We start from the raw sequence: 22,300 nt of genomic DNA, 5'->3' as shown, positions 1-22,300 counted from the left end.
GTCAGAGTCGTAAGGCGGTCTCGACCTCGGCCCGCAGCCGGGCCAGTGTGGCGCGGGCGGTGTCGGCCGATCCGCTGGGTTCCACGACCTCCAGGTAAGCCTTGAGCTTCGGTTCGGTGCCGGACGGGCGGATCACCACCCGGGTGCCCTCGCCGCGCCAGCGCAGCCCGTCGGTGGCCGGCAGCAGGTCCTCGACGCTCGCCGGTGCGCCCAGCAGGGTCGCCGGTGGCTCGGCGCGCAGGCGCTGCATGGTGTCGCTGATGTCTGCCAGGTCCTCGACGCGGACAGAAACCTGATCAGTGGCGAATCGGCCGTACTCCGCTGCGAGCTCGTCGAGCCGGGCGAGCAGCGACGAGCCGTCCCGCTTCAAGGTTGCGGCCAGGACGGCTACCCGCAGCGCCGCGCTGATGCCGTCCTTGTCGCGGACGAGTCCGGGCGCCACCGCGTACCCCAGTGCTTCCTCGTAGCCGAACACGAGATCCGGCGCGGCTCGGACGATCCATTTGAAACCGGTCAGCGTCTCGACGTAGCCGACGCCGTGGCGTCCCGCGAGCGCACCGAGCATCGCCGACGAGACGATGGTGGTCGCATACGTCCCGCGGATGCCGTCGCGCAGCAGCGCGTCGGCCAGCAGGACGCCGACCTCGTCGCCGCGCAGCATCCGCCAGCCGTCGGGGCCGGGCACTGCAACGGCGCAGCGGTCTGCATCCGGGTCGTTGGCCAGCACGATGTCGGCGTTGTGGTCGCGGGCCAGGGCCAGGGCGAGGTCGAGTGCGCCGGGCTCCTCGGGATTCGGGAAGGTGACGGTGGGGAATTCGGGGTCGGGCAACTCCTGCTCGGGCACCGGCAGGAAGTCGGTGAAGCCGGCCGAATCCAACACCGCGCGCACCGTCTCGGTACCGACCCCGTGCAGCGCCGTGTGCACGATGCGCAGTTCGCGGGGACCTTCGGGCACCAGCGCGGTGACCGCGGCGACGTAGGACGCCACGATGGCCTCGTCCAGCACGAGCACGCTGTCCGGGTCGAGCGGGACGTCGCGGGACGGACCGACGGCGCGGATCGCGGCCTCGATCTCGCGGTCAGCCGGCGGCACGATCTGGGCACCGTCGGCGGCGTAGACCTTGTAGCCGTTGTCCCGGGGCGGATTGTGCGAGGCGGTGACCATGACGCCGGCGGCCGCACCCAGCTGGCGGACCGCGAACGCCAGCACCGGCGTCGGCAGCACGCGCGGCAGCAACTGCGCCTCGAAACCGGCGGCAGCAAGGATCGCGGCCGAGTCGCGCGCGAAGTCCAGCGAGCCGTAGCGCGCGTCGTAGCCGATCACGACCGCTCGACCCGGACCGCCGTGCGCGACGAGCCAGGCGGCCAGGCCCGCGGCAGCGCGGCGTACAACGGTGCGGTTCATGCCGTTGGGCCCGGCTCGCAGCGGGCCGCGTAACCCGGCCGTGCCGAAGACGAGCGGCCCGCTGAACCGGTCGGCGAGCTCAGTCGCTGCCTGTTCGGAGTCGGCGCCCGTGTCCAGCAGGACCTGCAGCTCGGCCGCCGCCGCAGGGTCGACGTCGTCAGCGATCCAGGCTCGGATGTCCTCGATGGAAAAGGTCATGACCTGGCCGCCACCTCGTCCAGCCCGAAACCAGGACCGGTGAAACCGCCACCCACCAGGCCGTCGGAAGGGTCGGGTTCGGGCCGGGCAAGCGAACCGGCGTACGCCTCCGCGTCGTCCTGCGGGCGGTACCCCAGGGCGTACGCCGAGTCGAGACTCCATGTCCGGCGGGTGTTGGCCGAGATGCCCCATACCACCGAGTACGTCAGATCGGGCGAGCGCAGGCAGGCGTCGACGAGCCGAGCCGAGTCGTCGGGCGACAGCCACGTCGACAGCGTGCGCATGTCGTCGGGCCGGTCGGCGAACGTGCCGATGCGCAGGCAGGCGACCTGCATGTCGTAGCGGTCGACGTAGTAGCGCCCGAGGGCCTCGCCAAATACTTTGCTGACTCCGTACAGGGTGTCCGGACGGTTCGGGCCGTCGACGCCGAGTTCGGCGGTCACCGGTGTGAAACCGGTCGCGTGGTTCGACGAAGCGAATACGACGCGCGGCACGCCGGCGCGCCGGGCCGCTTCGAACAGCCGCACCAGCCCGTCGATGTTCGCGTCCCTGATCACCGGCCAGGGGGCCTCGTTCGGTTGACCGGCCAGATGCACGATCGCGGAGACGCCCGCCACGGCAGCGTCGAGGTCAGCGTCCGACGACAGATCGCCGACCATGCCCCCGGGTACGGCAACGCGGTCGAAGCTGCGGACGTCCCATCCCAAATCGGGGAGTCGTGAACGCAGCGCGGTACCGATGCGGCCCGCCGCGCCGGTGAGCAACACCGGGCTCATATGCGTGGGATGACCTGTCCGAGCAGCTCGCCCATGCGGGTGGCCGACGCCGTACCGACGGCCAGCACCTCCTCGTGGTCGAGCGGGTCGCCCAACCCGGCGGCCAGGTTGGTGACCAGCGAGATCCCGAGTACCTCGCAACCTTCGGCGTGCGCAGCGACGGCCTCGAGCACTGTCGACATGCCCACGAGATCGGCGCCCAGGATCCCGGCCATCCGCACCTCGGCGGGTGTCTCGTACTGTGGGCCGGGGAATTGCGCGTAGACCCCCTCGACGATCGACGGGTCGATCTCGTGGACGAGGTCGCGCAGCCGCCGGGCGTAGACGTCGGTGAGGTCGACGAAACGCGGGCCGACGAGTCCGGTGCGCCCGGTGAAGTTGAGGTGGTCGCTGATCAGCACCGGGTCGCCGACGGCGATGCCCTGCTTGAGGCAACCGCAGGCATTGGTCAGCACGATCGTCGAGCAGCCGACGGCGGCCGCCACCCGGACGCCGTGCACGACCGGTTCGACGCCGCGGCCTTCGTAGAGATGTGTACGGCCGAGGAAAGCCAGCACCCGCTTGCCGCCCACGTCGAGCGAACGGATCCGTCCCGCGTGGCCCTCGACGGCGGGCGGCAGGAAGCCCGGCAGGTCGGTGACCGGGAAGTCGGCGATGGTCTCGCCCAGCACGTCGACCGCGGGGACCCACCCCGAGCCCAGGACGATCGCCAGGTCGTGGCGGGCGACGCCGGTGCGTTCGGCGAGCACGGCCGCGGCGGCCTGTGCGGCACCAGCAGGATCAGTGCGGAGGTCGGTCACACCCGGCGACGCTACAGGGGTACCTGCCGCTGCTACCCCTGCAAGGTGGGCTGTGCGCGAGCCTCTTCGGAGTCCAGGGCGGTCCGCTGGCAGGCGAGACAGCGCGCGGTCTGCGGCAGCGTCTCGAGCACCTCGAGATCGAGTTCGTCACCGCACCGCACGCACAGCCCGAAGCGACCGTGCTCGATGCGCCACAGCGCGGACTGCGCGTCCTGCAGGGCGATCCGGGCGCCGACGGCCAGCGACACGTACACCTCGCGGTGCGCGCCGGACAGGGCCCGCCCGTCGCGCTGGCGATCGAGGTGGGCGAGCTGCTCGCGGCGGAAGTCCCGCTGGGCGACGAGGGTCCGGCGCATCGACTCGATGAAGTCCGGGCGGGGCGGGTATGCGGTGCGCGTCATGGGGGCTCCTCGGCTGGTGTTCGCCAACCCCCACGACAGTTGTCGCCACGCCCACGAGCTCACGGTGACCGGAAGAGGAATCCGCTGAGAGCGGGGTCAATCAGGAACGTCGAGCTCGGCCCAGACCGTCTTGCCCGTCTCGAGCATTCGCACACCCCATGAGGAGCTGATGGCGCTGACGAGCGGCAACCCGCGGCCGCCGGTGTCGTGAATGCCGGCCTCGCGTTGCTCGGGCCACCCGGCGGCCTCGTCGCCAACGCTGACCAGGAGCTTTGCCTCGCTCAGCGACAGGGCGACATGCACGATCGGGCTTGCGGCTCGAACCGAGTTGGTGACCAGTTCACTGACGATCAGCTCGACGTCCCCGCCCAGCATTCCGCCGGCGACGTCGTGCCCGACGAGATCGAGCAGGGCCTGCCTCGCGAACAGCCGTGCGTCAGAGGGAGCGGTCGCGGCACCGACGAATTCGCGCTCAATGGCCGACATCGCTACCTCGCCTCTCGGTTGAAGCGTTCCGTGCCGCCGGGTCAGCGCGCGTCGCGCGTTCGCATTCCCGCGCGCCCGGTGCTGTGACAGAGTAGTGGAGTGAGTTCGTTGACGTTGAGTACGCGCCGCGATGCCGACCGTTTGATCGTGTCGTTGGAAGGTGAGCTCGACCTCGCCACCGTGCCCCAGCTGCGCGAGGCCGCGCAGCCTGCGCTCAACGATCCGACCTGCACGACCCTGGTCCTCGACCTCGCGGGGTTGTCGTTCCTGGACTCGACGGGCCTGGGCTGCTGGATCGAGCTGCGCAACGCCACCGAGAACACCGGCAAGCAACTCGTCCTCGAGTCCGTACCGCCCTCGGCCATGCGAACCGTGGCCATCGCCGGGCTGGCTCCGCTCTTCGGGCTCGACGGCGGCGCCCGCACCACGGTCTGACCAATGACCCTTCCCGGCTTGGCCGACGTCGCGGCCGGGTACGCCGAGGCCGCCGTCGCCGCCGTGCGGCGTGAGTACCCGAACGGGATGCGGCACGCGCTCCTCGGCCCCGATGACCGGCCGACGCCGCGGGAGGCGCACCCGGCGTTCTACGGCTGCTACGACTGGCACTCCGCCGTCGAGATGCACTGGGCCCTCGTGCGAATGCTGCGGGTCTGCCCGGGAGCGGTGCCCGCCGCCGAGGTCCGCGCCGCTCTCGACGAGCACCTGCGCGCCGATGCCCTCGAGGTCGAGGCGCGCTACCTGGCCGAACGCGCGGGGTGGGAACGGCCCTACGGCTGGGGGTGGGTGCTGACCCTGGCCGACGAGCTCGCCGACTGGGACGACGACGACGCGGCCCGGTGGTCTGCGAACCTCACGCCTCTCGTCGATGTCATCGTGACCGGCTTCGTGGACTGGTTGCCGCGCTCGGCCTATCCGCACCGTGGCGGCGCCCACGCGAATTCCGCCTTCGCGCTCTCCCGAGCCTTGCCCTGGGCGCGGCGTCGAGCTGCAGCGGGGGACTCCGTACTTCTCGACGCCATCTCCGAGGCCGCCGTGCGCTGGTTCGCCTCCGACGTCGAGTACCCGGCCAACTGGGAACCGAGCCAGGACGACTTCCTGTCGCCGGCCCTGGCCGAGGCCGAGCTGTTGGCCGCGATCGGTCGCCCCGCCGAGGCGTTCCCGCAGTGGCTGTCGCTGTTCCTGCCCGGGTTGGCCGACGGCGTGCCCGAGTCGCTGTTCACGCCCGTTCTCGTCACTGATCCCGAAGACGGCCAGGGCGCGCACCTGCACGGGTTGAACCTGTATCGCGCCTACGCCTTCGGCCTGCTGGCCGAGCACCTGAGCGACGGCGACCCGCGGCGGGCGGTGCTGCGGACGGCGCGTAACCGACACGCCGCGGCGTCGCTGCCGGCTGTCGTAGGTGGCGGGTGGATGACGGAGCACTGGCTCGCCTGCTACGCGGTCCTGCTCCTCGGCTGACCGGCCGGCGAGAGATCGACCACCTTGGTCACGCGGCGGCTCGCCCGGCTGCCTACGATCAGGGCCATGTCCGCCGAGCCCGAGCCGCCGCCCGAACCCGACTCGCTGTCGCTCGCTGCGGACTTCCCGGCCGCGGACCTCGAGCAGTGGCGGGCCGCAGTGTCCGCGGTGCTCGCCAAGTCGGGCGTCCCTGCAGATGCCGATCCGGTCGCCGAGCTGTCGTTCACCACCTACGACGGCATCATCATCCGCCCGCTCTACACCGCTGAAGACACGCATTCGCTCGCCGAGGACGGCCGGCCCGGTCATCCGCCGTTCGTCCGCGGAGCCAGCGAAGATGGTGCCGCGGCCGGCGGTTGGGACGTCCGCGCCCGGCACGCCGACCCCGATGCCGCCCGCACGTCGCGCGCGGTGCTCGAGGACCTCGAGCGTGGCGCGACCTCGCTCTGGCTCGTCCTGGGTGACGCCGGCATCGCCGTCGACGACCTGCCCGCCGTCCTGGACGGGGTCTACCTCGACCTCGCCCCGATCGTGCTCGACGCCGGCGGGGATACCGAACGCGCCGCTTTTGCTCTGCTCAGTCTGGCTGAGCAACGCGGCGTCGACCGGGGCGACCTCGCCGGCTCGCTGGGCGCCGACCCGATCGGGTTGCGGGCGCGGACCGGCGCGCCGGCTGACCTGAGCCTGTTGCTCACTCTGGTTGAGCAGAGCAAAAGGGCGCCAAGGCTACACATCGCCACGGTCGACGCGACGGTCTACCACGAGGCCGGCGCCAGCGACGCGCAGGAACTCGGCGTTGCCGCCTCGGTGGGTGTCGCCTACCTGCGCGCGCTGGTCGACGGCGGGTTGTCGGTCGACGACGCGCTCGTCGCGATCGAGTTCCGCTACGCCGTGACGGCCGAGCAATTTCCGTCCATCGCCAAGCTGCGCGCCGCCCGGCGGATCTGGGACCGCATCGCCGAGCTGAGCGGGGCCGGCGACGACCGCCCCGGGCAGCACCAGCATGCGGTGACCTCCGCGGCGATGCTCACCCAGCGCGACCCGTGGGTGAACCTGCTGCGCGGCACGATCGGCTGCTTTGCCGCGGCGATCGGCGGCGCGGCCGCCGTCACCGTCCTGCCCTTCGACGCCGCGATCGGTCTGCCCGACGACTTCAGCCGGCGCATCGCCCGCAACACCCAGGCCGTCCTGCACGACGAGTCCAGCCTGGCCCGCGTGCTCGACGCCGCCGGCGGATCGTGGTTCGTCGAGGCTCTCACCGATGAGCTCGCCGAGAAGGCGTGGACGGTGTTCACCGACCTGGAGAGGGCCGGCGGCGCGCTCGCCGCCTTGGACGACGGCACGCTCGCCGACCTGCTCAACGCCACCCAGGAGCAGCGCGCCGACGACATCGCGCACCGCCGCGCGCCTATCACCGGCGTCACCGAGTTTGCGTTCGTCGGCGAGCCGTCCGTCGAGCGCGCCGCCGCGCCCGCCGTCGATCGATCGGCGGCCCTGCTGCCGGCGCTGCGCTACGCGCAGGACTTCGAGGAGCTGCGCGACCTGACTGATGAATGGGCCGAGCACTCCGGCCAGCGGCCGAAGGTGTTCCTGGCCGGCCTCGGGTCGCTGGCCGCGTCGGCAGGGCGGTCCGGATTCGCGGCCAACCTCTTCCAGTCCGCCGGCCTGGAATGCGTCACCGCGGCCGGCAACACCGACGAGCTCGTCGCGGCGTTCCGCGACAGCGGCACGACGGTCGCCTGCCTGTGTTCGACGGACAAGATCTACACCGAGGCGGCAGCTCCCGCGGCAGCTGCACTGCGCGAGGCCGGCGCCACCCAGCTCTGGCTTGCGGGCAAGCATGAGACCGACGGTGTGGACGGGTACGTCCACGTCGGGTGTGATGCGCTGGCCGTCCTGCGTAGCACCGTCGAGATGTTGGGAGTGAACTAATGGCGATTCCCGACTTCTCGGAGGCCACACTGGGCCGGACCGTGGCGGCGCCGAACGCTGCAGGGACCACCGACGTGCCCACCTGGCAGACGCCGGAGGGCATCGCCGTCCCGCCCGTCTACACCGACTCCGACCTCGCCGACCTGGACACGCTGCACACCTTCCCGGGACTTGCCCCGTTCCTGCGCGGGCCGTATCCGACGATGTACGTCAACCAGCCGTGGACGATCCGTCAGTACGCCGGCTTCTCGACCGCCGTCGAGTCCAACGCCTTCTACCGACGCAATCTGGCGATGGGTCAGAAGGGTCTGTCGATCGCCTTCGACCTACCGACGCACCGTGGCTACGACAGCGACAATCCGCGCGTGGTGGGTGACGTCGGTATGGCCGGCGTAGCCATCGACTCGATCTACGACATGCGGCAACTCTTCGACGGCATCCCGCTCGACCGGATGTCGGTGTCGATGACGATGAACGGCGCCGTGCTGCCGGTGCTCGCGCTGTACGTGGTGGCGGCCGAGGAGCAGGGTGTCGCGCCGGAGCAGCTCTCGGGAACGATCCAGAACGACATCCTCAAAGAGTTCATGGTCCGCAACACCTACATCTATCCACCCAACCCGTCGATGCGCATCATCAGCGACATCTTCGAGTTCACCTCGCAGCGGATGCCGAAGTACAACTCGATCTCGATCTCCGGCTACCACATCCAGGAGGCCGGAGCCACGGCTGACCTCGAGCTGGCCTACACGCTGGCCGACGGCGTCGAGTACATCCGGGCCGGGCTCGACGCAGGCTTGTCCATCGACAAGTTCGCGCCGCGGCTGTCGTTCTTCTGGGCCATCGGGATGAACTTCTTCATGGAGGTCGCGAAGCTGCGGGCCGGGCGGCTGCTCTGGGCCAAGCTGGTCAAGCAGTTCGACCCGCAGAGCGCCAAGTCGCTGTCGCTCCGGACGCATTCGCAGACCTCGGGCTGGTCGCTGACCGCGCAGGACGTGTTCAACAACGTCATCCGCACGTGCGTCGAGGCGATGGCCGCGACGCAGGGCCACACCCAGAGCCTGCACACCAACGCGTTGGACGAGGCGCTGGCGCTGCCCACCGACTTCAGCGCCCGCATCGCCCGCAACACGCAGATCCTGCTGCAGCAGGAGTCCGGCACCACCCGCGTCATCGACCCGTGGGGCGGCTCGGCGTACGTCGAGAAGCTGACCTACGACCTCGCGCGACGCGCGTGGGGACACATCACCGAGGTCGAGCAGGCCGGCGGCATGGCCCGCGCCATCGACGAGGGCCTGCCCAAGATGCGCATCGAAGAGGCCGCGGCCCGCACCCAGGCCCGCATCGACTCCGGGCGGCAACCGCTCATCGGTGTCAACAAGTACCGGCTCGACACCGAGGACGAACTCGACGTCCTGAAGGTCGACAACGCCAACGTCCGTCGTGAGCAGGCCGAGAAGCTGCAGCGGCTGCGGGACGAGCGCGACGACGACGACGTCCAGGCCTCGCTCGAGAAGTTGACCAACGCGGCCGGGTCGAAGGACAACGGCAACCTGCTCGAGCTGGCGATCGACGCCGCGCGGGCCAAGGCGACGGTCGGTGAGATCAGCGACGCGTTGGAGGCGGTGTACGGGCGGCACCGGGCGACGATCCGCACGATCAGCGGGGTGTACCTGGGCGAAGCTGGGGCTGGAGGCACCGTGGATCTGATTAGCCAGGCCCGCGCGGCAGCGGACGAGTTCGCGGAGGCACAGGGCCGGCGTCCGCGCATTCTGATGGCGAAAATGGGCCAGGACGGGCACGACCGTGGGCAGAAGGTGCTGTCGACGGCCTACGCCGACCTCGGCTTCGACGTCGATGTGGGCCCGTTGTTCCAGACCCCCGCCGAGGTCGCCCGGCAAGCGGTCGAGGCCGACGTGCATGTCGTCGGCGTCAACTCGCTCGCCGCGGGGCACCTGACGCTGGTGCCCGAGCTGCGCGACGAGCTCGCGGAGCAGGGGCGCGGTGACATCATGATCATCGTCGGGGGCGTCATCCCGCCGGGTGACTTCGCGGCGTTGCGCGAAGCCGGCGCAGCGGCGATCTACCCGCCCGGCACGGTGATTGCGAAGTCCGCGATCGAGATCCTCGACAAGCTCACCGAGCAGCTGTCGCACGCCAGCTGAGATGACCGCGACCGACGACCTGGCCGACGGTGTGCGCTCCGGGACGCGGTCAGCGATCGCGCGCGCCATCACGCTCGTGGAGTCCCGGCGTGCCGACCACCAGAAGCAGGCCCAGCAGCTGCTCGCCGAGCTGCTGCCCGACACCGGCAACGGCACCCGATCGGTGCAGCGCATCGGCATCAGCGGCGTGCCGGGCGTCGGGAAATCGACGTTCATCGACCAACTCGGCAGCAACCTGATCGGCGACGGGCATCGGGTCGCGGTGCTCGCCGTCGACCCGTCATCGGGCCGGACGGGCGGCTCGATCCTCGGTGACAAGACGCGGATGGGGCGGCTCGCGATCAGCGACGACGCCTTCGTCCGGCCGTCACCGAGCGCGGGCACCTTGGGCGGGGTCGCGAAGGCGACCCGCGAGACGATGCTGGTGATGGAGGCCGCCGGTTACGACGTGGTGCTCGTCGAGACCGTCGGGGTGGGGCAGTCGGAGTACGTGGTCGCCGAGATGGTCGATACGTTCCTGTTCCTGACCCTCGCCCGCACGGGCGACTCCCTGCAGGGCATGAAGCGCGGCATCCTCGAGCTGGCCGACGTCATCGCGGTGAACAAGGCCGACGAGGAACACGAGGACGGCTCCGAGCGCGCCGCCCGCGAACTGTCCGGCGCCCTGCGGTTGCTGCGCGGCGCCGACGACGACTGGCAGGCCCCCGTCGTCACCTGTTCGGGGCTGCACAACGTGAACCTCGATCGGGTGTGGAAGCACGTCAACCGGCACCGCGACTGGCTCGACGCCCACGGCGGCCTCGAGGCGAAGCGCCGTGAACAGATGGTGCAGTGGACACGGGCCATGGTGCGCGACCGGCTGCTGGCCCGGTTGACGGCGGCCGGCGTGCGCGAAGCGGTCCGCGCCGCGGAGCAGGCGGTGCGCGCAGGCGAGCAGACCCCCGACCAGGCCGCGAACGCGATCCTGGATCAACTGGACCAAGCACGAGGCTGACGTGAAGGCGCGGGCTCCACGCCGGTCGGTGTCAGGCCGCGTGGACCCGCTCGACGGTCTGCATTTCGATCCGGTTGCGTCCGTTGTGCTTCGCGGCGTACAGCGCGAGGTCCGCACGTACGTAGAGGTCGGCGAACTGTTCGTCGTGCCGGCCGACGCTGACTCCGATGCTGACGGTCATCGCGGACGGCTGACTACGACTCGCTGATTCGACGGTCCGGCGGATCTCTTCGGCGCGAGCGGCCGCGGTCGTGACCGAATCGACTGGAAGCAGCACGATGAATTCCTCGCCGCCGTAGCGGGCCACGATCGCCGGCTCGCGCACGGAAGCCCTGAGTTGGTCGCCCAACCAGGCAAGCGCAGCATCGCCGGCCGGGTGGCCGTTCGTGTCGTTGAGGACCTTGAACCGGTCGACGTCCAGCAGCATCAGGGCGAGGCCATCGTGGCCGTCTCCGGCCGCTGCTGCAGTGCTGGAGACGTCGGCCGCCCGTCGCCGCAGGCCCTCGCGGTTCAGCAGTCCGGTCAGCACGTCATGATCAGCGAGGCGCCGCAACTCGGCAACAAGCAAGTCGATGCGGCCGCGGAGCCAGGTCAGGGTGATGGCAATCGGCAGCAGGGTCGCGGCGAGCAGGCAGACTGCGCCGGTCGTTCGGGCTGCGCTGATGGTGAAGGCCAACACTCCGCCGTACCAGGCCAACGACCAGATCAACAGCCGCCAGGTCTCGCGACTGGTCCGAAAACAGGCCGCGTTAATGATCGCGATGACGATCAAGATCGGTCCGGCGCTCAGGTCCATCCCGTGTCCGCTGGCAGCCGCGCACGTCACCACGCCGATGACCGCCAGCAGATGGCCGACCATCAGCGCCCGCTGCGAAATGCGGCTTGGCTCGACCAGCAGATGCACGACGCCTACGACGCAGGTCAGCAGTCCGACAACGACGATGAAACCGACGTGGTGGACGTCGGCGACCGGCCCAACAATCGTGGCCAGCGCGCCGATCGCAAGAGAGATGGCGCCGTGCACGCGCACGTCGACGTGGTGCGACGCCGCGCTACCCAGCGCCGGCAGATCGTGCTGAATCCCGACCTCAGCCGAACGACGAGCAGCGCGCAGTCGTGATCTAGGGAACGCCAGTGCTGCTCGGTCCGGCATCGGCATCTCGCTTCCTCGGGACGCCTTAGCCACTCACACCTCGCGTTAAACAAATGTTAGCAGCCGTGTCGAGCTGAGGCGCCTCTGAAGCCCGGATCTGGGTCGATCGCGGGGTTGCGGACCAGGGAATCCCAACAACTTTGCGTAGGCTGACTGACGGAGCGCCGGGAAGCCTGGTCGGCATCGACCTGCCGCCTGCCCGAACGAGGGCCGCCTGACGCGAGGAGTGCTGCCGACGATGGACGACCTGATTCCGTTCGCCGAGGTCATCCTGATCCTGGCTGTCGCCCTGCTGTTGTTGGTCGGCTCGAACCGGGTCGCCGAGCGGTTGCACATCCCGGCGCCGGCGCTGTTCCTGATCGTCGCCGCGGTGGCCTCGAACGTCTTCGCTGATCTCGGCTCGTTGAGCGTCGTCGACAACCAGCGGATCGTCACCGTCGCACTGGTGATCATCCTGTTCGACGGCGGCATGCACATCGGATGGGAACGGATGCGCCCGGCGGCGGGCAGTGTTGCGTGGATCGGGGTTGCAGGCACCGTCGTCACTTCCGCGGCGCTCGCGCTCGGCGCGCACTACCTGTTCGGCTTCGAGTGGCGCACGGCGTTGATCGTCGGCGCCGCGCTGGCGCCGACCGACCCGGCGGTGGTGTTCTCGGTGCTCGGCCGCCGCGAGATCTCCGGTCCGTCCGGGACGATCCTCGAGGGCGAGTCCGGGGCCAACGACCCGGTCGGCATCGCCCTGCTGATCAGCATCCTGGGCGCGTCCGGTGCCGGGTTGGGCGCCGTGGGCAGCGGCGTGGGGCACTTCGCGCTGCAGCTGGCGGTCGGGGCGGTCGTCGGGCTGGTCGGCGGCTGGCTGCTGCTGCAGGTGATGCGTCGCCTGCCACTGCCCAACGAGGCGCTGTACCCGGTGCAGACGGTGGCGTTCGCCCTTGCGCTGTACGGGGTGGCTACCGTGGCCGCGGGCTCGGGATACCTCGCGGTATTCATCGCCGGCATCTTCATCGGCGACGAGCGGGCGCCCTACAAGCGCGAGATCGAACGGTTCGCGGCGGCGCTCGCCAGCATCGCCGAGATCGTCGCGTTCGTCGTCCTCGGCCTGTCGATCGACGTCACTGCGCTCTTCGACGGCGACACATTCTGGATCGGCCTGGGCATCGCGGCGCTGCTCATCGTCGTCGTCCGGCCGGTGCTGGTGGGGCTGCTGATCCTGCCGCTACCGATGACCCGCGGCGAGCGGTCGTTCGTGCTGTTCAGCGGGCTCAAGGGCGCCGTCCCGATCCTGCTCGGCACCTACGTGCTCGCCGAGCACGCGGCTGACGCCGGCAAGGTCTACAACATCATCTTTGTCGTCGTCCTGGTGTCCGTCCTGGCCCAGGGAAGTTTCGTGCCGCTCGCCGCGAAGGTCTGCAAGGTGCCGATGCGGGTCGTCGAGCCCGAGCCGTTCGCTCTCGGGATGCGTTTTCGCAACGAGCCCGAGGGCCTACACCGCTACGTCGTCGAGCCCGGTTCGCCGGCCGACGGCTGCTCCATCCGCAGGCTGGCCGTCGGTGAGAACTTCTGGGTGAGCATGGTCAGCCGCGACGGCCACCTCGTCCAGGTGCGCGGGGACACCGATCTGCGCGCCGGGGACGAGGTGCTGGCCCTCGCCCATGACGACGAGAGCCCGGACGCCGCCTTCCGCGCGCCGTCGCATCGGTGAGGCGCCGGATACGCTGAGCCCGTGCGTATCGACTTCACCCCGTCCCAGCGGACGAGTCTCGGGGTGGAATGGGAGCTCGAGCTCGTCGACCTCGACACCCGCCAGCTGACGGGCGTCTCCAACGAGCTGCTGGCCGAGATCTCTGCGGACGGCGATGGCGAGCACCCCAAGGCCAAGCACGAGCTGCTGCAGTCGTGCGTCGAGGTCATCACCGGCATCTGCCAGACGGTGGCCGAGGCCCGTGCCGATCTGGCCGGGACGGTCGATGAGCTGGCCGGATACGCGGGCAAGAGGAACGTCGGGCTGATGTGCAGCGGGTCGCACCCGATCACCGACTGGTCGACGCAGCAGATCACCGACACCGAGCGGTACCACGCGCTCATCGAACGCAACCAGTGGATGGCCCGCCAGCTGCAGATCTTCGGTGTCCACGTGCACTGCGGCATCCGGGCGCCGGAGAAGGCGATCCCGATCGTCAACGCGCTGCTGCAGTACCTGCCGCACTTCCTCTCGCTGTCGGCGTCCTCGCCGTACTGGATCGGGGCGGACACCGGGCTCGCGTCCTATCGCTCGAAGGTCTTCGAGGCGCTGCCGACAGCCGGCTTGCCCTACCAGCTGTCCGGGTGGGACGAGTTCGAGAAGTACATGGAGATCCTGATCTCCTCGAATGCGATCGAGTCGATCCGCGAGGTGTGGTGGGACATCCGCCCGCACCCGAACTTCGGCACCGTTGAGCTGCGGATCTGCGACGGCCTGCCCTCGCTGGACGAGATCACGTGCGTCGCTGCACTGGCCCAGTGCCTGGTGGAGCGCTTCGACCGCCAGCTCGACGACGGCTACACGCTGCCCGAACCGCGGCCCTGGTTGGTGCGCGAGAACAAGTGGCGCGCAGCGCGCTACGGGCTCGACGCGGAGATCGTCATCGACAACACCGGGCGGGTGCAGCCGGTGAAGGATGCGCTCAACGACGTCGTTGAAGACCTGCTGCCCATCGCGCGTCGCCTGGAGTGCGCCGACGAGCTGGAGATGATTCCGCGACTGGTCGAGCGCGGTGGCAGCTACCAGCGCCAGCGGGCAGTCGCGGCCGAGAACGGCGGGCAGCTCGAGCCGGTCGTCGACCTGCTGCTGGCCGAGATGCGCGACGGGTTGCATCTGTGAGTTCTGACCTCGACGTGGTCGCGATCCGCCGGGATCTGCATCGCCACCCGGAGCTCGCGTTCGCCGAGCACCGTACGACCGGCGTGATCGTCGACCTCCTGCGCGATCTCGGCCTGCAGCCGGAGGTGCTACCCAGCGGTACCGGCGCGGTGTGCGAGCTCGGTTCGGGCGACGGCCCGGTCGTGGCGCTGCGTGCCGACATCGACGCTCTGCCGATCGGCGACGACAAGGACGTGCCGTACCGCTCGTCGGTCAACGGGGTGTGTCATGGGTGCGGACATGACGCGCACACCGCGATCCTGCTCGGTGCGGCGGCCGCACTGGTCGCCACGCCGCCACCCGGTCGCGTGCGGTTGATCTTCCAGCCCGCCGAGGAGACCGTGCCCGGGGGCGCGCCCGTGGCCATGGCCGCCGGGGTGCTCGACGACGTCGGGCAGATCTTCGCGCTGCACTGCGACCCGCGCATCGCCACCGGCCAGGTGGGCCTGCGGGTGGGCTCGATCACCGCTGCCTGCGACCACCTCGAGGTGCTGCTGCGTGGCTCCGGCGGCCACACGGCGCGCCCGCACCTGACCCAGGACGTCGTCTTCGCGCTCGGGCAGCTGATCACCGAGCTGCCGTCGCTGCTGTCGCGGCGGGTCGACCCGCGGGCGGCACTGTCGCTGGTGTGGGGTGCGGTCGAGGCCGGCCAGGCGGCCAACGCCATTCCGATGTCCGGGCGGCTGCGCGGCACGCTGCGCGTGTTCGATCGTGACGCATGGGCCGACGCCAAGCCGCTGCTCGAGACGCTCGTGCAGCAGGTCGTTGCGCCGTCCGGGGTGCAGGCCGCCACCACGTACACCCGCGGTGTGCCGCCGGTGGTCAACGACGCCGCCGCGGTCGACGTGCAGCGCGCGGCCGTGCTCGCTGGGCTGGGCGAGGCGGCGCTCACCGACACCGAGCAGAGCATGGGCGGTGAGGACTTCGCCTGGTACCTCGACAAGGTGCCCGGTGCCCTGGCCCGGTTGGGCGTGCGCCCGCCTGACGGAGCCGCGTTCGATCTGCACCAGGGCACGTTCGACATCGACGAGGATGCGCTCGCGGTGGGCGTCGACTACACCGTCGCACTGGCCCACACCGCCCTCGCGATGTTCTGAAGCCTGCGCGGCTAGAGCTCTCGGCGGTCCGACCCGCTCAGCCCAACCGGGTGTCCAGGTAGTACGACCTGTTGTAGTGGGCGGCGAGGAGGAAGGCCGAGTGGGTCGCCGGGTCGATCGCGACCTGTCCAGGCGTGTCGCCGATTTCCACCTGGCGGTCGCGACACCCCGTGGTGCGGGTCGCGTTGCATTGCCTGGTGTTTATCACGGTGACCGCGGCGTGTTCGAAGTCGGCGACGAACAGGTGGTGGGTCACCGGATCCAGCCCGGCGACGAACGGCGCGCGCCCGACGTCGAAGGCGGCCGCGGGCGTGCAGCCTCCGGTCCCTCGCGCGTTGCAGGTGCGGGTGTCGAAGACGTCGATCTGTCCCTCATGGTCACCGCCGGCGTTGGCGAGCACGTAGAGCGTGTGGTGCGCACGATCGACGACCATCCCGAGCGGAGCCAGTCCACTGGTGAACTGTTTCGGGGTCTGTCCGCAACCCGTGACGTCCGTCGCCTTGCAGTGCGTGCTGTCGACGGCGTAGACGACGTCGTCGTCGAAGTCGGATCCGAACTCGCTGACGTACACGGTCCTGGAGGACGGATCGACTGCGACGCCGTAGACGTTGCCGTCGAGCGGCGCCTGACCGACCGGGGCCGAGCACGCGGTCTGCGTGATCGCGTTGCATCGCGTGCCGTCGATGACCTGCAGCGTGCTGTCGTCTTGTGTCGTGACGTACACGGTGTGCGTGCTCGGGTCGAAGGCGATGACCGCGGTGTAGTTCGGCAGCGGCATCGGCGCCGCGACCGGCGAACAGTCGGTGTGCACCCTTGCGTTGCAGGTCCGGGTGTCCAGGACGACAAGCGAGCCGCGGAACGTGTCCTGGTCCGTCTGGATCAGGTACAGGCTGTGCGTGCTGTCGTCGGCGACCAGTTGTCCGCCCGACGTGTTGGGGACGGAGGTGTGAACCGCAGCGGACGCGCACCGTGCCGCGTGTTTCGCGGTGCAGACGCGGGTGTCGGTGAGGGTCAGGTTGCCGTCGTCGTCGACGCCGTACCAGGTGTGCACGCCCTGATCGGCCAGCTGCTCCTGGTTGCCGGCGATGGAGGGCAGCAGGTGGCGGCATCCTCGTCCGCTGGGGCCGCACAGGTTCGCGTCGAGCACGCCGAGGGCTTTGCCGGAGTGCTCGACGGTGAAGATTGTGCCGGTTGCCGGGTCGTAGTCGAGGGAGAACGGGGCGCCGTCCGCGCGAACGGTGGGCGGTGGCGAGGTCGGGCAGCCGCTCGTGACGCCCGCCCGGCACCAGCGGGTGTTGAAGGTCGACAACGTGTCCGAGTCGCTGTTGGCGATGAAGAGCCGACCGTCGACGGTCTCGATGATGCCACCCGAGGGGTTGTCGCCGACGGGAACGTCGACCGGCGTCTGTGCGCAGCCTGCCTGCTGGGAACCGGTGCATCGACGCACGTCGAGGATCGACACGCTGGTGGCCGACTGGTTCTCCACGTACAAGGTGCCGGTGCGCTGGTCCAAGAGGCTGAACACCGCGCCGGTGTCGGCGGACAGGGACGCTTCCGGCGCTGCACACCCCGACGTGTCGCCGGCGTGGCAGTGCCGGATGTCGATGACGTGGACGCTGTCGCCTGACGCGTCCGCGCCCGGGCCGTTCGCCGGTACGTACAGGGTGCGGGTGCGGGCGTCCAACGTGGGGTACACCGGCCCGTCCGTGGCCGGGATCGAGCCGACCACCGTGCTGCCGCAGCCGGACACGTCCGCAGCCCGGCACGACGCGAGGGCCAACACGTCGATGTGGTCAGCCGTGTTGCCCACGAACAGGGTCCCGGTCGAGCTGTCCACCGTGGCACCTGTGGGGATGTCGGCGAGCGGCACGGTGGCGACGGCCGCCCCGCACCCCGCAACATCTCCTGCGTGGCAGTGCGTGATGTCGTACACCGACACCGCTCCGTCCGTGCCGCTGACACCGCTGGTCACGTACAGCGTCTTTCGGTACACCGCGACGCCGATCGCCTCGGCCGGACCCGTCAGCTCGGCGATCGGGCCTGCGCAGGAACTCGCGCGGCGGATGTTGCAGTGCGCGACGTCAACCACCGAGATCGTGCCCTCGTCGCTGCTCACGTAGGCCGTCCCGGTCTGGGCGTCGACCGTCAAGGACTGGGTCGACGTGCCCAACGGCACCGATCGCGCACCGCGTGCGCTCGGCCCCTGCGGGCTCGCGACGTGCCGCTCGAGCGCGCGTTGCCGCGTGTTGCGGAGCCGCGCCGCCGTCGAGCGGGCCGGCGTCGTCGGCGGCGCGGTGATCGCCGGGCCGCCTGGACGGGCCGGCGCCGCGTCTGCCTGACCTGCGACCGCCCCACCTGCGACGAGCACAGCGATCGTGATCGTGATGATCCCCGCGACCCGGCCACCTGTTCGACGCTGCATTGCTACCCCCGGTGCTCGCCCCAGCGCACCGACACCGGCGCGCGCGAATCGAAACAGACGGCGGGAGACCTTGTCTGTCTCAGATGAGACAGTCCGGCCGACGGCAGCTCACTGGACCCACGCCTGATCGATCAGCATGCCGAACTCGGGGTGCGCCTGGAAGTTGCCCAGCCGCCGCGACACCGCGTTGTACACGATGCCGTTCGTCAGCGGCACCCACGGGGCCAGCGCCGTGATGGCCCGATCGACGTCGGCCCACCGGGCCCCGGCCGTCGTCGGATCGGTGGTCTGGAGAGCCGCGGCAGCGTCCATCGCGCGATCGATGCCAGGGTTGCAGAACAGCGACTCGTCGAGGTTGTCGATCGTGGTGCGCGAATCGCAGCGCAGCAGCGGCCCGAACACGTTCGACGGTGACGGGTAGTCCGCTACCCAACCCTCCAGCCCGGTCTGCACGTGGTGTGCGGGCGTGAGGATGTAGTCGTAGTAGGCCTGTCCCGAACCCTGGACGGCTACGAGGCGGGCCCGCAAACCGACCGCCGTCATGGCGTTCACCAGGACCCGGCCGGCCGCGTCCTGCCCGGAAGGGACGTACACCGCCACCCGCGCGCCGGTGGCGTGCGCCTGCCGGACCAGCGCACGTGCCGGACCGAGGGCCGGCGCCGACCATGTGCCGGAGCGGTCCGGCCGGGCGGTGTACGGGCAGTTCGGCCGGTACCCGGGCAACGACGGGGGCAGGATCTGACAGGTCGGCGTACCGACCGCCGCGCCCCCGAACGCCCGGACCGCGGCCTGACGATCCACGGCAAGATTGACGGCCCGACGTACGCGAACGTCCGTGAACGGTGCCTGGGTCGAGTTCAAGAAGGAATAGTGCACCGACCCGTCGGGGAACTCCCGCAGTTGCGACGCACGCGTCTTGAGCAGGACGGAGAGCTGCGTCGGCCCGATCGGGTCGGCCGACCAGTCGAACCGGCCGGCCAATGTCGCGCGTGCTGCGTCGTCGGCAGTGTTCTCGCCCGACGTAAGCGCGTACGTGACGAGGATGCGGTCGGGCCGACCGGGCGGCTGGGCCACGTCCGACCAGGGGACGAAACGCCGGTTGCGCACCAGGGTCACAGTGGTCGGCGACGAGGACGAGAGCACGTACGGTCCGGTGCTCGGCCGCGCCGACAGGCCGAGGTCGGCGGCGGGCGTGCCTGCCGGCAGGATCGACGCGAACGGAACGGCCAGCTCGTCGAGCAGGTCCGGGTCGGGCGCCGACAGGCGGAGCTGCACGGTGCCGGTGGAATCGTCGGTGCGGACGCCGCGGGACAGGTCGCAGGTGATCCGGGTCGGCGAGCAGGCGGACGCGCCGACGATCTTGCCGTAGTACGGCGGGACGTCTGCCGATCGGAGCAACCTCTCGAACGAGGCGCGGACGTCGGAGGCCCGCACCGGCGTCCCGTTCGAGTATCGAAGGCCAGGACGCAGCTGGAAGGTGTAGCTCAGCCCGTCTCGGCTGATCTGCGGCAGCCGCACTGCCAGGTCCGGCACCACGATCCCGCCCGACGGTCCCGCCGTGCGCTGGAACGTGACCAGCCCATCATGGATCATCGACTCGACACTCCACGCGAGAGTGGAGTATCCGCGAGCCGGGTCGAGGGTGTGTAGGTCGGCGGACCCCACCACACGCAACGTCCCCCCGCGGTGGGCGGAACTCGACTCGCCCACCGCCACCCAGAGCCGACCGTCGCCGGCAGTCAATCCCACCGGTGACTGCGTCAGGGGTACGACGCGGCGGACGGTGGCCGTCGAACCGTTCAGTCGGCGGAGGTCGTCGCTGTCGCGGTTGGCTACCCACAGGTCGCCACCGACGACGCACAGCGCATCAGGTGCCCGCCCCACGCGCGCCGTGCGATCGACGGCGACGGTCCGGGCGTCGACGTGACTGACCGTTCCGTCAATGGCGTTGGCCACCCACACACCGCTGCGGTCCACGGCGAGCGCACCCGGACCGTTGCCGACGCCGACGGAGGCCTCGACCTGCAACGACGAGGGGTTGATCCGCACAACGCTCGCGGTCGCGCCGAGTGCGACCCAGACGCCGTCGCCGTCGGCCACGATCGCGTCGGGCTGCGACCCGACCGGGATCGTTGCGACGACCCGGTCGACGACGCCGTTCGACGAGGGCCCATCCGAGGAAAGCCCATCTGATGCAGGATAGGGATCGATGACGCTGACGGTCCCGTCCAGCTCGTTCGCGACCCACACCCGGTCGTGTCCCACGGCTATCGCGCTCGGATTGCCGCCCACCCCCACGGTGTCCGTGACTCTGGGGACGGCAGCGGCGTCGACGCGGGACACCGAGCGAGCTGCGGAGTTGGCGACCCAGACGGCTCCATACCCCACGGCCACCGCTCCCGGTTGCGCACCGACCTGCACGCTGACCGTCGGGTCGCCCGCATCTGTTCCGGGCACCCGGGTCACGGTGTTGTCCGATGCGCTCACCACCCACACAGCGCCGGCCCCGACAGCGAGCGCACTCGGCGCAACGCCCAACCGCACGTCGGCCACGCGCGCGCCGGTCGTCGCGTCGAACCCGCCGAGCGAGTTGGTCACGAGCCGCGACGCGCCACGGTGGTCGTGCGTCGTGTGGGCGTGAACCGTCGCAACGACCGCGCTGGCAGCCAGGACGAGAACGGCGATCAGCGGGATGAGCGCCCGGCGACGTGGCCGACGGACCGGCGCAGCAGCGCGCGCGAGGCCCAGCTGGCGCAGCTCGACGGTGCTGTCGAGATCAGCGGAGGAAACGCGCAGGACGCGGACCGGACGCGCGATCCCCTTCAGGACGGTGGCACCGCTCACCGTCGTACCGCGCCGAGTGGTGACGCGGGCGCCGTCGAGCCGGCCCACGACGTCGATGAGGCCTGCGGTGACTAGGACCTCTCCACCCGCAGCCTTGTCGGACAACCGGGCGGCGACGTTGACCGCAGTCGCACTCCACTCACCCTCGACGTACAGTGCCTCGCCGAGGTCGAGCCCGACGCCCACCGGCAGCGGTAGCGAGGGGTCTGCCCGGGTGGCGGCCAGCAGCCTGCGCTGCAACTCGAGGGCGGCGGTCAGCGCGCCTCGCGGTGACTCGAACACCGCGAGCACCTGGTCACCGCGGATGCTGGACACCACGCCGTCGTGCTCGGCCACGGTCTTGGCGGCGATGTCGACGAAGCGACCGGCCAGCGCAGCCGTCGCCTCGATGCCCCGAAGCTCGGCGAAGGTGCTGTAGCCGCGGATGTCGGCAACGAGGAAGGCGCGCAGCACGCGACCGGGACCCACCCCGGCGTCGTCCCCCGTGTCACCCGCGTCCCCGACGTGCATGCGAGCAGTGTGCACGGCTGACGAGGGTTCCGCGGCGTGCTGACGTCAGCGATCGGCGAGCCGAACCAGCGCAGTCACGTCGTTCACTCGTAGGTGTCGGCCGCGTTGCTCGACCACCCCGTCCTCGCGCAAGCGGCGAAGGGCTCGCGCGGTCGCCGGCCGCGAGATCCCAGCCCACGTTCCGAGCTCCTCCTGGGTCAGCGGAGAGGCCATCTCGACTCCGTCGCGGACGGGGGTCCCGTACTGCTGCGCAAGATCGAGCAGGCACGCACACACGCGGCCGATGGCGTCGTTCGTGCCCAGGTCGAGCCGACGACGGTCCGCCTCACGCAGACGCCCCGTGAGCACGCGCAATGCGGCGAGGGCGATCTGCGGGTGCTCGCCGACCAGCGTGCGGAACCGTTCCATCGGGACAACCCCGGCAACGACGTCGTCCGTCGGGCCGATGCGAGCCGAACGCCCCTGTCCGTCGAATGCCCGCATCTCACCCAGCAGGTCACCGGGCCCACGCAAGCCGAGCAGCACCTTGCGTCCCGAGACGGCGTGCGCCTCCAGCTTGACGCGCCCGCTCAGCAGCACGGCCACCCGCTCGTCCAACCCGCCCTCGAGGAAGATCGGCTGACCGACAGTGAACTCCTGAACTCGGCATGCCGCCAGAAGGGCGCTGCGATCCTCGCCGCCCAGCATGCCGAGGAACGACGTGGTCGAGAACACCGCTTCGATGAAGCCGGCGTCGCCCGGTCGCGATGTCGTCATCCCGCGC

General features: G+C 70.3%; 17 protein-coding genes. 8 read left to right on the top strand and 9 right to left on the bottom strand.

All coding sequences use genetic code 11. From position 1 onward, the window contains the following. Position 1: 1 nt before the first annotated feature. From ACFFC4_RS00990 to ACFFC4_RS00970, 5 genes are all read right to left on the bottom strand, one after another. Positions 2 to 1,603 (bottom strand): phospho-sugar mutase, encoded by a 1,602-nt coding sequence (locus ACFFC4_RS00990; protein ID WP_375496866.1) that lies wholly within the window; start codon positions 1,601 to 1,603, stop codon positions 2 to 4. Then, on the bottom strand, positions 1,600 to 2,379 hold the full coding sequence (locus ACFFC4_RS00985; protein ID WP_375496864.1) for an NAD-dependent epimerase/dehydratase family protein: 780 nt from the start codon (positions 2,377 to 2,379) through the stop codon (positions 1,600 to 1,602). The genes ACFFC4_RS00990 and ACFFC4_RS00985 overlap by 4 nt, the downstream gene beginning before the upstream one ends. Next, complete coding sequence (locus tag ACFFC4_RS00980) at positions 2,376 to 3,179, bottom strand: purine-nucleoside phosphorylase (protein WP_375496862.1); 804 nt, start codon at positions 3,177 to 3,179, stop codon at positions 2,376 to 2,378. Before ACFFC4_RS00980 ends, ACFFC4_RS00985 begins: the two co-directional genes overlap by 4 nt. 32 nt (positions 3,180 to 3,211) lie before the next feature. Further along, positions 3,212 to 3,580: a TraR/DksA family transcriptional regulator gene (locus ACFFC4_RS00975; protein WP_375496860.1), complete on the bottom strand. Its 369-nt coding sequence runs from the start codon at positions 3,578 to 3,580 to the stop codon at positions 3,212 to 3,214. Positions 3,581 to 3,676: 96 nt separating this feature from the next. After that, positions 3,677 to 4,066: an ATP-binding protein gene (locus tag ACFFC4_RS00970; protein ID WP_375496858.1), complete on the bottom strand. Its 390-nt coding sequence runs from the start codon at positions 4,064 to 4,066 to the stop codon at positions 3,677 to 3,679. A gap of 99 nt (positions 4,067 to 4,165) precedes the next feature. Here ACFFC4_RS00970 and ACFFC4_RS00965 point away from each other — a divergent pair, with 99 nt between their 5' ends. The 5 genes from ACFFC4_RS00965 (at position 4,166) to meaB (ending at position 10,612) form a co-directional block, all read left to right on the top strand. Beyond that, on the top strand, positions 4,166 to 4,501 hold the full coding sequence (locus tag ACFFC4_RS00965) for an STAS domain-containing protein (protein WP_375496856.1): 336 nt from the start codon (positions 4,166 to 4,168) through the stop codon (positions 4,499 to 4,501). A 3-nt stretch (positions 4,502 to 4,504) separates the two neighbouring features. Continuing rightward, complete coding sequence (locus tag ACFFC4_RS00960; RefSeq protein WP_375496854.1) at positions 4,505 to 5,524, top strand: DUF2891 domain-containing protein; 1,020 nt, start codon at positions 4,505 to 4,507, stop codon at positions 5,522 to 5,524. Positions 5,525 to 5,590: 66 nt separating this feature from the next. Further along, positions 5,591 to 7,456, top strand: a complete 1,866-nt coding sequence (locus tag ACFFC4_RS00955) for a methylmalonyl-CoA mutase family protein (RefSeq protein WP_375496852.1) — start codon at positions 5,591 to 5,593, stop codon at positions 7,454 to 7,456. After that, the gene (scpA, locus tag ACFFC4_RS00950) at positions 7,456 to 9,618 is read left to right on the top strand and encodes a methylmalonyl-CoA mutase (protein WP_375496850.1); all 2,163 of its coding nucleotides are present in this window, start codon (positions 7,456 to 7,458) and stop codon (positions 9,616 to 9,618) included. Before ACFFC4_RS00955 ends, scpA begins: the two co-directional genes overlap by 1 nt. Position 9,619: 1 nt before the next feature. Continuing rightward, positions 9,620 to 10,612: a methylmalonyl Co-A mutase-associated GTPase MeaB gene (gene meaB / locus ACFFC4_RS00945; RefSeq protein ID WP_375496848.1), complete on the top strand. Its 993-nt coding sequence runs from the start codon at positions 9,620 to 9,622 to the stop codon at positions 10,610 to 10,612. Between the two features lie 31 nt (positions 10,613 to 10,643). Here meaB and ACFFC4_RS00940 read toward each other — a convergent pair whose 3' ends face one another. Next, positions 10,644 to 11,765 (bottom strand): diguanylate cyclase, encoded by a 1,122-nt coding sequence (locus tag ACFFC4_RS00940; RefSeq protein WP_375496846.1) that lies wholly within the window; start codon positions 11,763 to 11,765, stop codon positions 10,644 to 10,646. A 238-nt stretch (positions 11,766 to 12,003) separates the two neighbouring features. Here ACFFC4_RS00940 and ACFFC4_RS00935 point away from each other — a divergent pair, with 238 nt between their 5' ends. Genes ACFFC4_RS00935 through ACFFC4_RS00925 form a run of 3 tightly spaced genes read left to right on the top strand, consistent with a single transcriptional unit; the run spans position 12,004 to position 15,761 of the window. Continuing rightward, a complete protein-coding gene (locus ACFFC4_RS00935) occupies positions 12,004 to 13,467 on the top strand; it encodes a potassium/proton antiporter (RefSeq protein ID WP_375496844.1) in 1,464 nt (487 codons plus the stop codon). Positions 13,468 to 13,488: 21 nt separating this feature from the next. After that, a complete protein-coding gene (locus ACFFC4_RS00930; protein ID WP_375496842.1) occupies positions 13,489 to 14,625 on the top strand; it encodes a glutamate--cysteine ligase in 1,137 nt (378 codons plus the stop codon). Then, positions 14,622 to 15,761, top strand: a complete 1,140-nt coding sequence (locus ACFFC4_RS00925; protein WP_375496840.1) for an amidohydrolase — start codon at positions 14,622 to 14,624, stop codon at positions 15,759 to 15,761. The genes ACFFC4_RS00930 and ACFFC4_RS00925 overlap by 4 nt, the downstream gene beginning before the upstream one ends. A 37-nt stretch (positions 15,762 to 15,798) precedes the next feature. Here ACFFC4_RS00925 and ACFFC4_RS00920 read toward each other — a convergent pair whose 3' ends face one another. The 3 genes from ACFFC4_RS00920 to ACFFC4_RS00910 form a co-directional block, all read right to left on the bottom strand. Next, positions 15,799 to 18,183 (bottom strand): YncE family protein, encoded by a 2,385-nt coding sequence (locus ACFFC4_RS00920; RefSeq protein WP_375496838.1) that lies wholly within the window; start codon positions 18,181 to 18,183, stop codon positions 15,799 to 15,801. Positions 18,184 to 18,291: 108 nt separating this feature from the next. Continuing rightward, positions 18,292 to 21,537 carry an ABC transporter substrate-binding protein gene (locus ACFFC4_RS00915; protein WP_375496836.1) on the bottom strand — a complete coding sequence of 1,082 codons (3,246 nt, stop codon included), beginning with the start codon at positions 21,535 to 21,537 and terminating at the stop codon, positions 18,292 to 18,294. 45 nt (positions 21,538 to 21,582) lie between these two features. Then, positions 21,583 to 22,293 (bottom strand): Crp/Fnr family transcriptional regulator, encoded by a 711-nt coding sequence (locus ACFFC4_RS00910; protein WP_375496834.1) that lies wholly within the window; start codon positions 22,291 to 22,293, stop codon positions 21,583 to 21,585. Positions 22,294 to 22,300 lie beyond the last annotated feature (7 nt).

Origin of the sequence: uncultured Jatrophihabitans sp. (genome assembly GCF_964244045.1) — a bacterium.
Taxonomy (GTDB): domain Bacteria; phylum Actinomycetota; class Actinomycetes; order Mycobacteriales; family Jatrophihabitantaceae; genus Jatrophihabitans.
The sequence above is the reverse complement of the archived record's forward strand: the minus strand, read 5'-3'. Positions and strand labels throughout refer to the sequence as shown.